Origin of the sequence: Angustibacter luteus (genome assembly GCF_039541115.1) — a bacterium.
GTDB lineage: Bacteria > Actinomycetota > Actinomycetes > Actinomycetales > Angustibacteraceae > Angustibacter > Angustibacter luteus.
Map to the genome: position 1 here is coordinate 1 of NZ_BAABFP010000008.1, position 13,412 is coordinate 13,412.

General features: G+C 73.7%; 9 protein-coding genes and 1 pseudogene. 3 read left to right on the plus strand and 7 right to left on the minus strand.

Features of this window, described 5'->3' with window-relative positions:
• The 3 genes and pseudogenes from ABEB17_RS17105 to ABEB17_RS17115 form a co-directional block, all read right to left on the minus strand.
• Positions 1-2,078 (minus strand): annotated as a pseudogene (locus ABEB17_RS17105) (hypothetical protein); the annotation flags it as partial.
• Between the two features lie 207 nt (positions 2,079-2,285).
• Positions 2,286-3,248, minus strand: a complete 963-nt coding sequence (locus tag ABEB17_RS17110) for a DUF6492 family protein (RefSeq protein WP_345717963.1) — start codon at positions 3,246-3,248, stop codon at positions 2,286-2,288.
• Between the two features lie 24 nt (positions 3,249-3,272).
• Positions 3,273-3,695, minus strand: a complete 423-nt coding sequence (locus tag ABEB17_RS17115) for an FAD synthase family protein (protein WP_345717964.1) — start codon at positions 3,693-3,695, stop codon at positions 3,273-3,275.
• A gap of 204 nt (positions 3,696-3,899) precedes the next feature.
• On the opposite strand from ABEB17_RS17115, the gene ABEB17_RS17120 reads away from it, so the two are divergent.
• From ABEB17_RS17120 to ABEB17_RS17130, 3 genes are read left to right on the plus strand one after another with little or no spacing between them, the layout of a single operon-like run.
• On the plus strand, positions 3,900-5,525 hold the full coding sequence (locus ABEB17_RS17120) for a tyrosine-protein kinase domain-containing protein (RefSeq protein ID WP_345717965.1): 1,626 nt from the start codon (positions 3,900-3,902) through the stop codon (positions 5,523-5,525).
• Between the two features lie 4 nt (positions 5,526-5,529).
• On the plus strand, positions 5,530-6,930 hold the full coding sequence (locus ABEB17_RS17125; RefSeq protein ID WP_345717966.1) for a hypothetical protein: 1,401 nt from the start codon (positions 5,530-5,532) through the stop codon (positions 6,928-6,930).
• Positions 6,927-8,006 carry a glycosyltransferase gene (locus tag ABEB17_RS17130; RefSeq protein ID WP_345717967.1) on the plus strand — a complete coding sequence of 360 codons (1,080 nt, stop codon included), beginning with the start codon at positions 6,927-6,929 and terminating at the stop codon, positions 8,004-8,006. Before ABEB17_RS17125 ends, ABEB17_RS17130 begins: the two co-directional genes overlap by 4 nt.
• Here the strand turns inward: ABEB17_RS17130 and ABEB17_RS17135 are convergent.
• The 4 genes from ABEB17_RS17135 to ABEB17_RS17150 are packed head-to-tail and all read right to left on the minus strand — an operon-like array spanning position 7,957 to position 13,323.
• Positions 7,957-10,095, minus strand: a complete 2,139-nt coding sequence (locus tag ABEB17_RS17135) for a glycosyltransferase (protein WP_345717968.1) — start codon at positions 10,093-10,095, stop codon at positions 7,957-7,959. The genes ABEB17_RS17130 and ABEB17_RS17135 overlap by 50 nt on opposite strands.
• Positions 10,092-11,459 (minus strand): oligosaccharide flippase family protein, encoded by a 1,368-nt coding sequence (locus tag ABEB17_RS17140; protein WP_345717969.1) that lies wholly within the window; start codon positions 11,457-11,459, stop codon positions 10,092-10,094. The genes ABEB17_RS17135 and ABEB17_RS17140 overlap by 4 nt, the downstream gene beginning before the upstream one ends.
• On the minus strand, positions 11,456-12,382 hold the full coding sequence (locus ABEB17_RS17145; RefSeq protein ID WP_345717970.1) for a glycosyltransferase family 2 protein: 927 nt from the start codon (positions 12,380-12,382) through the stop codon (positions 11,456-11,458). Before ABEB17_RS17145 ends, ABEB17_RS17140 begins: the two co-directional genes overlap by 4 nt.
• On the minus strand, positions 12,379-13,323 hold the full coding sequence (locus ABEB17_RS17150) for a glycosyltransferase family 2 protein (protein ID WP_345717971.1): 945 nt from the start codon (positions 13,321-13,323) through the stop codon (positions 12,379-12,381). Before ABEB17_RS17150 ends, ABEB17_RS17145 begins: the two co-directional genes overlap by 4 nt.
• Positions 13,324-13,412: the final 89 nt, after the last annotated feature.

Genomic DNA, 13,412 nt, shown 5'->3' on the forward strand with positions numbered 1-13,412 from the left:
GTCAGCGCCGTACCAGCCGGCACCCCGGTGTTCGACGCCCCCGGCTTACCCGCCGGCACGGGCGGCGCTGCGGCGAGGACCGTGACGTGGCGGGTGACGAGCGACGCGATGTTCCCGGCCGAGTCGGTGGCGCGCAGGTCGATGGTGTGCGCACCGACCGCGAGCCCGCTGTAGCTGACCGGCGAGGTGCAGACCGTCCAGCTCCCGCCGTCCAGGCGGCAGGCGAAGGTCGCGGTCTCGTTGGCGGCGAAGGTGTACTGCACCGACGTGCCCTGCTGGGACGAACCCTCCGCGGGACCGGCGCTGACAGTGGTCACCGGCGCGGCCGTGTCGACCTTCCAGGACCGGGTGACCGAGGAGCCGCCGTTGCCGACGACGTCCGTGGCCGTCACGACGAGCGTGTGCGCGCCGTCGGCGAGACCGCTGAAGGACACCGGGGAGGTGCACGCCTTGGCCGCGGCGGCGTCGAGCTTGCAGGACAGCGTGGCCGGCTCGTCCGTGGTGACGTCGAAGGTGGCGCTGCCGGAGGTCACAGTGGCGCCTGCGGCCGGACCGGAGGTCAGGCTGAGCACCGGAGCGGCCGTGTCGACCTTCCAGGACCGGCTGACCGGGCTGCTCACGTTGCCGACCGCGTCGGCGCCGGTGACGACGAGGGTGTGCGCGCCGTCACCGAGGCCGGTCAGCGAGACCGGCGAGGTGCAGGCCTTGGCAGCGGCGCCGTCCACCGTGCAGGACAGGGCGGCGGGGCCGTCGGTCGCGACGTCGAACGTCGCACCGCTGGAGGCCACGGTCGCGCCGGCGGCCGGACCGGAGGTCAGGCTGAGCACCGGTGCGGTCGTGTCGACCTTCCAGGCCCGGCTGACGGCGGAGCTGACGTTGCCGACGCTGTCGGTCGCGACGACGGACAGCGTGTGCGCGCCGTCGTTCAGGCCGGTCAGCGAGACCGGCGAGGTGCACGGCGCCGCGGCGCCGCCGTCGACCACGCAGGACAGCGTGGCCGGTTCGTTGGTGGCGACGGCGAACGTCGCCGCGGCCGAGGCGGTGGTCGAGCCGGCAGCCGGACCCGAGGTCACAGCGGGCACGGGTGCCGTGGTGTCCAGCACCCAGGTGCGCGCGGCCGAGGCCACGACCTTGCCGTCCGGGGCGACCCCACGCAGCTGGAAGCTGTGCGCGCCGTCAGCGGGCTGCTGCACCGCGGTCGGGCTGGTGCAGGCGCTCCAGGCAGCGGTGTCCACGCGGCACTGGGCGGTGCCGGCGCCGGCGGCGACGAACTCGAAGGTCTGCGGGACGGTCCTGGTGCTGACGCCCTCCTGCGGGCCGGCCGTGATCGCGAGCAGCGGAGCGTCCAGCGTGCTGACGGCGGTGCTCCACAGGTTGTCGACGGAGACGACCTGGGCGTTCTTGGTGGACGAGCCCGAGAGGTAGGCGCTCAGCCCGAGGCCGCCGTTGCCCATGGCCGGGTCGGCGGCGGCGTCGGTGGCGGTCATGGTCCAGGCGGCAGGCTCGGTCGAGCCCTGCCACACCTTGGCGGCGACCTGGACCGGCGCGGAGCCGGTGACCCCGACGAGCACGTGCAGCTGGGTGCCGGGCGCGTAGGTCAGGCCGGCAACCCGCGCGGACTTGAAGGTGAGCTCCTTGGCGCCGGTGCCGTGCACCAGCGCGAGGTTCACCGAGCCGTCGGCCAGCAGGCGCAGCTTGGCGCGGTAGCCGTCGCCGTCGCTGGTGCCGCGGCCGGCCACGGTCAGGTACGTGCCACTGCCGGTCTGGGCGGTGCTCACGGACAGGTCAGCGTGGGTCAGCACGTCACGCGACTGACCCGGCAGGAACGCCGAGTAGGTCGCGCCCGGCGTACCCGTCGCGATCCGCCCGGCGCCGCCGGAGACGGAGAAGTTCGGGGACTGGTAGTTCAGCTCCCAGGCGGCGCCGCTGTCGGCGGCGCCCCAACCCGGGGTGAGGCTGCGGGTGAAGCTGTCCTGCACGGTGCCGGTCGAGCTCGGGTTGGAACTGTCGGCCGAGGCGGTCGCGGCGGTGAGCACCTGGCCGGCCAGCGCGGCCGGGACGACCAGCGTCGCTGCCACGGCGGCGCCAGCCGCTCTACCACAGGCGCGAAGCCTGTGTCGATGGGATGAGGGGTGTCTGGTCATAAATAACTAGTCGTGCGACACCGCAGGGGTCTTGAGGAGCTCTCACGTGATATCGGTCACATAGCGTGGCGTGTCGCTACACAAGGTGATACGTATGACGGATCTGACCCGATACGTCCGATTGCGATTCGGTGCGTGACCCTAGCGGTGCGACGTCGCGCGCCGAGCCCAGCGCCCGCGGACGGCAGCGAGGGCAGCGGCCACCCGCATCCGTCGAAGCCCCGCCCTGGCCCGCGCCGGTGAGGAGTACAGCCCCCGCTCGGCCCAGAAGCCGCAGAGCGCCGCACGGGCCGCGCGGTCCAGCCGCACCAGCGCGGAGCGGTGCACGGCGAAGAACGGGAGGCTGCCCGCGAGCGAGCGCTCGATCTGCCGGCGCACCCCGGCGGCGTCCGCCGCGCCCGGCCACACCGTGGGGCTGTCCGGCTGCCCGAAGGCGAACACGTCCTCGAGCGCGCGCCCCGTGGACAGCAGCCAGCCGCTGTAGAGGAAGAACTCGGTGAGCCGGTGGTCGACGAACTCGCGCTCGAATCCTCGCTCGGACCGGCCGGCGACGTCGTCCAGGAGCGCGCGCACCAGGTCCGGGCGGAGCGGGAACGGCGTCACCGTCGGAGTGAACCGGCCGACGTGCTGCGCCGGGTCCAACCCCAGGTACCGCAGGGTCTGCTCGAACGACGGAAGGTGCGGGTGGCCGTGCAGGTCGTACGCGCGGGTGCGGTCGTGACCGTCGTCGTCCCGGAAGAACCCCAGGTCGACGTCGTGCACGAGGTGGTTCTTGGCATCCAGGACGATGCAGAGGCTTCCCGTCAGCTCGGCGGCGGCTCGCAGCTTCAGCACCTGCTGCAGCCGCCAGCCGCTGGTCCGCAGGCCGTCCAGCACCGCCGGGTCCACCAGCTCCGCCGGACGCCGGAACTGCACCCGGTCCCGCAGGCCGCCGTAGTCGTGCCCGAGCCGGCGCCGCTGGCGACTGCTCAGCCCGCGCCGGGTGTTGTCGACGACCACGATCCGCCCCACCAGGTCGGGCGACAGGAAGCGGTCGAGCGAGCGCGCCTGCAGCCCGAGCATCGGCAGCTCGGGTTCATAGCAGACCGTGACGAGGTCGAGCACGGGTCCGCGGTCGCGATGCAGCGGTCAGGCCGACAGCTCGTCGAGCACCCGACGCAGCTGCGTGCTCGAGGTGTGCGCCGTGTACGGCAGGTACACGACCTCGACGCCGACCGACGCGAAGTCCCGCTCCAGCTTGTGACCCTTCGCCGTGCCGCGCCAGTCGTCACCCTTGAAGATCACGTCGAACCTGAGCTCGCGCCAGGTGTCGAGCTTCTCCGGGACGACCTCGGCGTGGACGTCGTCGACGTACCGGCAGCTGCGGACGATCTCGAGGCGCTCGACCAGCGGGACCACCGGGGTGCGCCCCTTGGCCAGCATGGACATCTCGTCCGACACCACCCCGGCGACGAGGTGGTCGCAGAGCTCCCGCGAGGTGCGCAGGATGTTGAGGTGCCCGATGTGGAACAGGTCGTAGATCCCGGGCGCGTACCCGACACGGCGACTCATGGGACTCCCCTCCGACGACGAGGTCAATGCTAGGAGGGGCCGGGCGCCCATGCGGCAAGATCGCGAAAGTCGACGGGTGCGCTCACCCTGAGTGACTGGGCTGTTCGGGGAATCGCCCCTGGCACGCCGAACGGTGTGAAACCATCGAGGTGAGCACCGACGTACCCGTCCCCCGTCCACCACCGAGCCGAGGAGCAGCAGGACATGGATCTGCGCGAGTACGTCCTGATCCTGGTCAAGAGCTGGAAGCTCTTCGTGCTCCTGGGTCTGGCGGGCATCGCCCTCGGTATGGCGCAGAACCAGAGCAGCACGCCGCAGTACAAGGCGTCCAGCACGGTCTTCTTCTCACTCTCCCAGGGCGACTCGGTCAGTGAGCTCGTCCAGGGCTCGACGTACACCCAGAACCTCGTCACCTCCTACGCCCAGCTCGCCCGGATGCCCGTGGTGCTGGAGCCGGTGATCGAGGACCTCGGCCTGGACACCACGGCCAAGCGGCTGTCCGGCCAGGTCGCGGCCGAGGCCCCGCTGGACACGGTCCTGCTCAAGATCACCGTCACCGACTCCTCGCCCAGCCGGGCCGCCGCCGTGGCGAACGGCATCGGCCACCAGCTCGCGGTGTCCGTCGGTCAGCTCTCGCCGAAGTCCACCGACAAGGCCGAGGCGGTGAAGGTGACGACGGTCGCCGCCGCGGACGTCCCGCGCTACCCGTCCGCGCCGCGCACGAAGGTCAACCTGGCGGCCGGCCTGCTGGCCGGACTGGCGGCCGCCTTTGCGATCGTGGCCGTCCGTCGCCTGCTGGACAACAAGGTCCGCAGCGAGGACGACGTCCGGCGGGTCACCGACGCCCCCGTCATCGGGTCCATCGGCATGCGCCGCGGTCGGCGGCGCAGCGCGCTGGTGCTCGACCCGACCAGCCACGACCCGCAGGTCGAGGCGTTCCGCCGGCTGCGCACCAACCTGCGCTCGCTGGACGTCGACCAGCAGCACCGGGCGCTGGTCATCACCTCCGCCCTGGCCGGCGAGGGCAAGACCACCGTGGCGCTGAACCTGGCCCGCACGCTCGCCGAGTCCGACCTGCGGGTGCTGCTCGTGGACGCCGACCTGCGCCGCCCGAGCCTCGCCGACTACCTCGGGCTGGAGGGGACGATCGGGCTGACCACCGCACTCCTGCAGAACGTCCCGCTCGAAGAGCTCATCCAGGGTTGGGGCCCCATCCACGTGCTCACCGCCGGCGAGACCGCCGTGCGCCCGAGCGAGCTGCTCGGCTCCGACGCCATGGGCCGCCTCGTCCAGCAGATGGCCCAGCTGTACGACATCGTCCTCCTGGACGGCGCGCCGCTGCTGCCGGTCACGGACTCGGCGAGCCTGGGCAAGCACACCAGCGGCGCCCTGGTCGTCGTCGACGCCCGGCGCACGCGCCGCCAGCAGTTCGCGCAGGCGGTGGCCGCTCTGGAGATCGCGTCGGTGGACGTGCACGGCGTCGTGATCAACCGGGTGTCCGGGCACGCGGACAGCTACGGCTACTACTCCGACACGAACAAGCCGGGCCTGCGCCGGCGCTGGCTGCAGCGGCGCCAGCACCGTCGCCCCCGGACGCCTGCCCGACCGGCTGACCCGGGCCACACCCCGCTGACCGGCGGGAACGTCCGCCCGATACCGACGCCGGCGCCGACGCCGACGCCCGCGACCGCACCGACGCCCGCGCCTGCGCCGGCGCCCGCGCCGGCCAGCGGACCGGCTCCGCTGACCCCGCCCGCCGGCCCGGCGGCCGGTGCGCCCAACCCGCACCGGCCCGCGAGCGGCGACCCGCACGCTGCGGGACGGCGCTAGCGCGGTGCCCGCGACGCAGTCGCAGCTCCGCGAGAAGGCCCTCGGGATCGTCCTCGCCACCGAGGCGACACCCGCGGTGCGCTCCGCCGCCATCCGGTCCACCGCAGCCGGCCTCGGCGTGCCCACCCGTCAGGTGCGCCAGTGGGTGCGCGAGGCGGAGGACGACCAGGTCGTCCCGACGTGGGCCAAGATCATCGCCGTGGGGCTGCTGGTGCTGCTGGCCTGGAGCCCGCACCTGAGGAAGGACATCCCGGCACCCCTGCCGATCGAGCTGCTGCTGCTCCCCCTGTGGTGGCCGGCGACGCGCCGCGCGCCCGCCTTCGCCCCGTTGATGTGGCTGGTCGGGGTGGCGCTGGCCAGCGGGTTCTGGCTCGCTGTCTGGAACGGCTCGGACCACGCCTACACCCACGGCGGGATGATCGCCACGACCAGCCTGGTCCTGAGCGTCTTCCTCGGCGTCGGCGTCATCCTGTGGGCGCGGACCGTGCTGGGCCTGCGCTGGACCGGCGTGGCGTTCGCGGTCGGGCTCCTGATGTCGGCCGCGCAGACGGCCAGCTCGGGTCTCGCCGCGACCAACCCGTGGAAGTTCGCCTGGTCGCTGCCGGTGACCCTGCTGCTCCTGTCGCTGCTCGCCCCGGTGCGTTCACGGCTGGTCCAGGTCCTGGCCCTGGGCGGGCTCGCCCTGAGCGGTGTCACCAACGACGCCCGCAGCTTCTTCGGCATGTGCCTGTTCACGGCCGGGCTGGTCATCTGGCAGGGCCTGCCGGCGGGTCAGCCGGGCCGGCTCCGACGCATCACCCCGGCCGTCCTGCTCGCAGGCCTGCTCGCCCTCGTCTACTGGGGCGGCACGAAGCTGTTGCTCGACGGCGCCCTCGGCTCGGGCCTGCAGGAACGGTCCCAGGCCCAGGTGCTCAAGAGCGGCTCGCTGCTGGCCGGCGGCCGGCCCGAGTGGACGGCGACCTGGCAGCTCATGCACGAACGTCCGCTCGGCTTCGGCCTGGGCTCGGTGCCGACCAGCAGCGACATCGTCGTGGCCAAGACGGGCCTGTCGAAGGTGCTGGAGGACTACGACAGCGGCTACGTGGACAAGTTCATGTTCGGTGGCGCGTTCAAGCTGCACTCGGTGGCCGCGGACCTGTGGGTCAACCTCGGGGTGCTCGGCCTGCTGCTGGCCCTGGTGGTCGCGGTGATCCTGCTCGGCTCGCTGGTCCGCGCGCTCGCCGACCGCACCGCGTCCGCGGTCGTCATCTTCACCACGGTCGTGGCGGTCTGGTTCCTCGCGTTCGGGCCCATCGTGTCCAACCTCGGCGACATCGGCCTGGCCCTGGGGCTGACCCTGCTGGTTCGGGACGCACCGGGGTCGGGCGCACCCGGCCCCGAGCCCGCCGGCCACGGTCCCGGGTGAGTCCACGCCACGACGGGCGGGTCGTCGTCCTGCAGTCGTTCGGCCGCCCGCGCCCGACCACGAACCCGTACCTGCAGCTGCTGGCCCGCTCCGTGCCGGCCGACCGGGTGCACATGCTCCCGTTCAGCTGGCGGACGGCCCTGGTCGGGCGCTGGGACGTCTTCCACGTGCACTGGCCGGACGTGCTGATCCGGGGCTCCGGTCGCGTCCGGACCATCGGCCGCCAGCTGGCCGCGCTGGCGTTGCTGCTGCGCATCCGGGTCACCGGCGCCGGACTGGTCCGCACGGTGCACAACGTGCGCCCGCACGAGGGCGGGAGTCGCCTGGAGCAGCTCGTGCTGGGCCTGTTCGACCGGTGGACCACCGCGCAGATCGAGCTCGGCCCGGTGCGGGCGCCGCAGGTCCGCGCGCCGGCCACCCTGGTGCCGCACGGCCACTACCAGGACTGGTACCGCGGCGCGGACGTGCCGGACTCGGTGCCGGGTCGACTGATGTACTTCGGCCTGATCCGGCCGTACAAGGGCGTGCTGCCCCTCGTGGGCGCGTTCCGCGAGCTGGCCGACCCGGCGCTGAGCCTGCGGGTCGCCGGGCAGGTTCCCTCGCCGCAGCTGCGGGCCGAGCTGGAGCTCGCGCTCTCGAGCACCCCCTCGGCGAGTGGCCTGCTGGAGCACGTGGACGACGCGACGCTGGCCGCCGAGGTCGGTCACGCCGAGCTGGTCGTGCTGCCCTACCTCGAGATGGGCAACTCGGGCGCCGCCCTGCTCGCCCTGTCGCTGGGCCGTCCGGTCCTGGTCCCGGCCAGCGAGTCCACCCGGGCGCTGGCCGCTGAGGTGGGCGAAGCCTGGGTGCTGACCTACGACGGCGAGCTCGGGCCGGACATCCTGCGCCAGGGGCTCGCGCGGGCGCGCGCCGGCCACGACGCGGGAGCCACCCCGGACCTGGGCGCCCGCGAGTGGGTGGCCGCAGGACGCCGGCACGCCGACGTGTACGCGGCCGCCCCCCGGCGGGCCCGCCGCCGGGCCCGCTTCAGCGAGCCAGGATCCCCAGCAGGTCGCGGCACATCGCGGTCGACGTGAAACGGTCCTCGACCGCCGCGCGACCCGCGGCACCGAGGGTGCCGGCGGTCCCGCGGTCCGCGAGCAGCGCGAGGATCTGCGCGGCCATGGCTGCCGGGTCGGCGACCGGCACGACCCGACCGGTCGTCTCGTCCACGTAGTCGTCCATGCCCGGGGTGTCGGAGATCACGACGGGGCGGCCCGTGCTCATCGCCTCCAGCGCCACGGTCATGCCGGACACGTGCTGGTTCGGGCGGGTGGCGACGGCGACGACCGAGGCGCGAGCGTAGAGCTCGGCGACCTGGGCGTGCGGCACGTGGGCGAGCACCTCGATGCCCTCCGGGGCCGGCTCCTTGGACGACGACTGCACCACGACCCGCACGTCCGGGCGCTCGCTCCGCACGATCTCCAGGGCCGCGAACAACGTCCGCGGGTCGCGGTCGCGGTCACCGCCGATGCTCACCACCATCGGCTCCGCCTGCTGGTAGGGCGCGAACCCGTAGAAGTCCGGGTCGACGCCGAACCGCAGGAAGCTGACCGGCGGGGCGTCCGGGCCGAGCCACTGCGCGAGGACGTCGACCTGCGGGCGGCTGAGCGTCCACAGCCCGTCCAGGCCGCGCAGCAGGTCCCGGGTCCTGGCGACGTCCGCGGCGGCCTCGGGCCGGTCGAGCCGGTCGGTCACCCAGATCACGCCGGACAGCAGCCGCTCGCCGCGGACCGTCCCGTGGATCTGCGCGGCGGTCTGCTCGTCCCAGCAGAGCAGGTCACCGGCGACCCGGGTGGCCGGGCGCAGCGCCGAGACCCGCCCCGCGCTCGCCCGGCGGGCCAGGCGGGCCGCGGCGGACGGGGGACGAAGCTCCACTGCCGAGACCTGCGCGCCGCCCTGCTCGAGACCGTCCAGGCCGTACGGCCAGCGGCCGGGCACCGGACTCTGCGCGTGCCGCCGGGCCCACGCCTGCGGACCCTTCCCGGGGGCGAACAGGACGGTGGCGCGGACGTCGCTCGTGCCGGTCATAGCGGTCTCCTGGCCTCGGCCGGTCGGGGGGCGCAGCAGCCACCGGTCGGCGGCGATGCGGCTGTCGGTGGTGGGCAGGTCGGCGAGGACCTGCCCGGCGTCTCGCGGCGAGCCCGCCGCCCGGGCCAGGGCCTGGGCCACCTGCGACGCCGGCGCCGTCGGAGCCAGGACCTCGTGCCCGTGGGCCTGCAGCCAGCCGGCCAGCCCCGTCTCGCTCGTCGTGACGACCTCGCAGCCGTGGCCGAGCCCCTCGACCAGCGGCAGGCCGACCTGCTCGCGCCAGGCGCCGACCCGTTGGGAGAGCAGCACGAGCACGTGCGCGCGGCGCAGCGCCTCGTGCACCAGCGAGCGCGGCGGGTCGACGTCGACCCGGACCTCGTCCCGGCCGGCCGCCCAGTGCTGGACGTGCTCGAGCAACGGACCCTTGCCGATCAGGTGCAGTCGCAGGCCCTGCGCACCGGCGCCGAGGGCCTCCCACCCGGCCAGGAGCTGCCGCACGCCCTTGCGCTCGCTGAACGCCCCCACGAACAGCACGGTGCCCGGCTCACGCTCGCCGGGTGGGCAGTCGCACGCCGTGGGCAGCGCCGGGAAGACGGCGGCCCGGCGGGCGAGCACCCGGTGCGGGACGTAGCCGGCCACCAGGTCGTAGCAGCCCTGGGTACCGAAGGCCAGGCGGTCGAAGCCGCGCACCAGCACCCCCAGGACCACGCGGGTGGCCAGCCGGGCGAGCGGCCGGGGCAGCCTCGCGGCGAGCTCGTCGGCCGGGTCGGTCAGCCCGATGCAGTAGGCCACGGCCAGCGCTCGCCGCCGCGGCGCCAGGCGGGCGGCGACCAGCTGGGCCAGCAGGTCCGGCCAGCGCCGGGTCATCAGCGGCTCGTTGAGCTCGACGACGTCGTAGCCCCCGGTGAGCAGCTCACGCACCGCCGCGGGCCGGGAGACCTGGCGCGGCACCGGCACGCCGTCCGGCAGGACGCTGAGGTCGTAGTCGTACCGGGTGCCGTGGTACAGCACGGTGGCCGGCGCCATCACGGCGAAGCGCTCGAGGTGCGCCGTCCGCAGCGACTCGTAGACGCGCGCGACCCGCACCTGCCTCACGTGCCGACGACCTTGGCCCGGTCCCGCCGCACGTACACGACGTTCGCGATGACCTGGAACAGCAGCACTCCCACGGCCGAGCCGATGATCGGCCCGGACGGCCCGATCAGCCCGGTCAGCCAGATCGAGAGGCCGAGGTTCACCGGCAGCAGCAGGCAGATCATGACCGCCTGGTAGCGCAGGCCCCGCGCGTCGGTCATGTACATCCCGAGCGGGTACTTGACCGCCTGGCAGATCATGAACAACGAGTAGGCGACGAGCAGGCTGACCGGCAGGTGGATCGTGCCGCCCGTGGCCACCTGGGACAGCAGCGGCGAGGCGAGCGACAGACCCAGGCAGACGAGTGCCGCCGCCACCCCGAACACCAGCGAGATGCTCATCGGTGAGGCGTGCCGGCCCCGGGCGCGCTCGCGGGCGAACACCGGCCACAGCGTGAAGCCGGCCGCGCTGACCACCGCCCAGACCGGCGAGTAGATCTGCGAGGCGAGGTTGTACTGCGCCAGCGACGTGGTGCCGGACAGGTGGCTGAGCACGATCCGGTCGGTCTGCATGGCGATCGGCAACGCGATCATCTGGACCAGCATCGGCCAGGCCACGCTGAAGACCTCGCCACCGCGTTCGGTGCGCACGTGCGGCGCGCTGCGCACCGAGCGACCGAGCATCGGGGCGATCATCCGGCCGCCGAGGACGGTGGCGATCAGCGCGATGAGCACGGCGGTGCCGTACGGGATCACCGCGACGAAGTTCCCGGCCGGCACGTGCCAGTGGGTCAGGATCAGCAGCGTCACCAGCGTGACCGGGGCCTGCAGGCCGAGCAGCGCCAGCCCGACGTGGTTCTTGCCCATCCCGGCCAGGATCCGCTGACCGATGCCGAACGGCATGCCGATTCCGAGCAGCGCGAGGCAGACGGCCGCGGCGACCGCTCCGCCACCCGGTTGCAGCCCCTCACCGAAGATCGTCGGCCACAGCCCGAGCACCGAGATGCCCACCGACACCGCGCAGATCGTGACCATCGACCCGCACAGGATCCGGATGCAGGTGACCAGGACGCCGTGCACCTTGGAGTCCCGGCTGGGGTCGTGCGAACCGCCGATGACGTTCATGATCGCGGCCGAGATGCCGAGGTCGGCCCACGGCAGCAGGGCGCCGATCCCGACGAGCAGGCCGTACTGGGCGTAGGACGCCTCGCCGTAGTGCTCGATGATGATCCGGGTGTTGAAGATGCCGATGACCGCCGAGATCGGCAGCACGGCCATCCGGGTGCCACCGCTGCGGATCAGCCCGATCCAGGTGTCCCGGGCGTGCTTGACCTCGACCTTCTCCGGCACCGACGGCTGCTGGTCCTGGTCGTCCACGACGCTCATCCGGCACCCGCCCCGGTGGGCCGCAGCAACGCGCCCACACCGGCCAGCGTCCCGCGGACGGCGCCCAGCACGACGCGCGGCGAACGCAGGATCCGCTTGCGCCCACCGTGCCGGCGCAGGACCCGCCACGACGCCCGCGGCGTGGCCAGCAGCCAGCGCAGCCGCTCCCGGCGCGGCAGGTTCTTCGCGGCGAAGAGCAACCGGTTGCGGCAGTTGAAGTAGAAGTACAGCGGCGACTTGGCGTCGCCGCTCTGGGTGCCACCGACGTGGTGCACCACCTCGACGTCGTCCAGCACGACCAGCGGCAGCCCCTGCTGGGCGGCCCGCCAGCTGAGGTCGACGTCCTCCCAGTACATGAAGTAGCGGTCGTCGAAGCCGCCGACCGCCCGCCACGTCGACAGCGGCACCAGCAGGCAGGCGGCGGTGAGCCAGGAGCCGCGCGCGGTCAGGTCCGGGCCGCCGCCGGCGCGCAGGTCACCGGTGGCCAGCTGCAGGACGCCACCGGAGAACCAGGTGCGACCGCCCGGCAGCACGATCCGCGGGGAGACCAGGGCGCCCGGGTGTCGCCGGGCGCCATCCAGCAGCGCCTCGACCACCGCCGGGTCGACGTCGACGTCCGGGTTCAGCAGCAGGACGGCGTCGCAGCCGAGCTCGGCCGCCCGCGCGACGCCCAGGTTCATGCCACCGCCGAAGCCCAGGTTGCGGTCGGCCTCGATCACCTGCCAGCCGTGCTGGTGGGCCAGTGCGCCGACGGCGGACCGCTCCGCGCCGGTCGTCAGGTTGTCGACGACCACGACGTCGTGCGGGGCCTCGAGCGCGCGCAGCGCCGGCAGCCGATCGGCCAGGAGCTGGTGCGAGGCGTAGTTCACGACGACCACGCCCAACCGGGAGACGTGGGCCGGGGCCTGCGGCTGGGCGCTCACGGCCGCTTGTACTCGGAGTAGACGTAACCCCAGGTGCCGGCGACCATGCCGGCGCCGCGGGCCAGGGTGCGCACCCCACGCGCCTGGTCACCGACGTCGCGGCGGACCAACCCGACCAGCGCCCGGGCGCCGCCGCCCAGGACCCGGACCGCACCGGCGCCCAGCAGCCGTACGCGCACCCCCAGGCGACCGGCGGCGTTGCCGCTGAGCTGGAGCGACGTGCGCGTCCAGCCGTTGCCGCTGCGGAACGCCCGCGCCAGCACCCAGCGGCGCTCGACCCGCGCGGCCGGCACGACGTCCACCACCAGGGCCTCGTCGCACCAGAGCATCGCACCGCCGCTCTCGTGCAGCTGACGGGTGAACAACGTGTCGGAGCCGCCACTGAGGCCGAACCGCTCGTCGAAGGTCAGGCCGGCCGAGCGCACCTGCGCCAGGTCCAGCAGCAGGTTGTTGGTGGCGGCCACCTGCACCGCCGTGCCGGTGGGCAGCCGGCGCCGGTCGAAGAAGCGGCCCGCCGACACCCAGGCGGACGGCTCGACCGCGAACTCCGAGACGACCGGACCCACGACGGCCGCACAGCGCCGCTCGACCCAGACCGCCAGCAGCAGGTCCAGCCAGTCCGGCACCGGGCGCTCGTCGTCGTCCACGAACACCAGCAGGTCGTCGCGACCGGCCTCGGCCAGCGCACGGTTGCGGGCCGCGGCGATGCCGGGCCGGGGCTCGTGGACGTACTGGACGTCGGGCCAGCCCTCGACGACCGTCTGGCGCGCCGCAGCCTCCGGGTCGTTGTCGACGACCAGCACGCGCGCCGGCCGGCTGGCCAGCGTGGCCTGGCGCACCAGCTCGGGCAGGATCGCCGCCAGGTCGTCGGGCCTGCGGTAGGTCAGCACCGCGACCACCACGGACTCGACGTCCGCTCGGGGCGGCTGCTCGACCTGCACGCTCGCTCCTCACCGCTCGGATCGGACGTCCGATCTGACCCCCGTCCCATTCTGCCAGCCCGTTCCGCGCGCCGTGGCCGTTCCCGGAG

Excerpts from the sequence above, each read along its gene's own strand:
- ABEB17_RS17115 (WP_345717964.1), bottom strand. The coding sequence starts at position 3,695 with ATGAGTCGCCGTGTCGGGTACGCGCCCGGGATCTACGACCTGTTCCAC.
- ABEB17_RS17120 (WP_345717965.1), top strand. The coding sequence starts at position 3,900 with ATGGATCTGCGCGAGTACGTCCTGATCCTGGTCAAGAGCTGGAAGCTC.
- ABEB17_RS17140 (WP_345717969.1), bottom strand. The coding sequence starts at position 11,459 with ATGAGCGTCGTGGACGACCAGGACCAGCAGCCGTCGGTGCCGGAGAAG.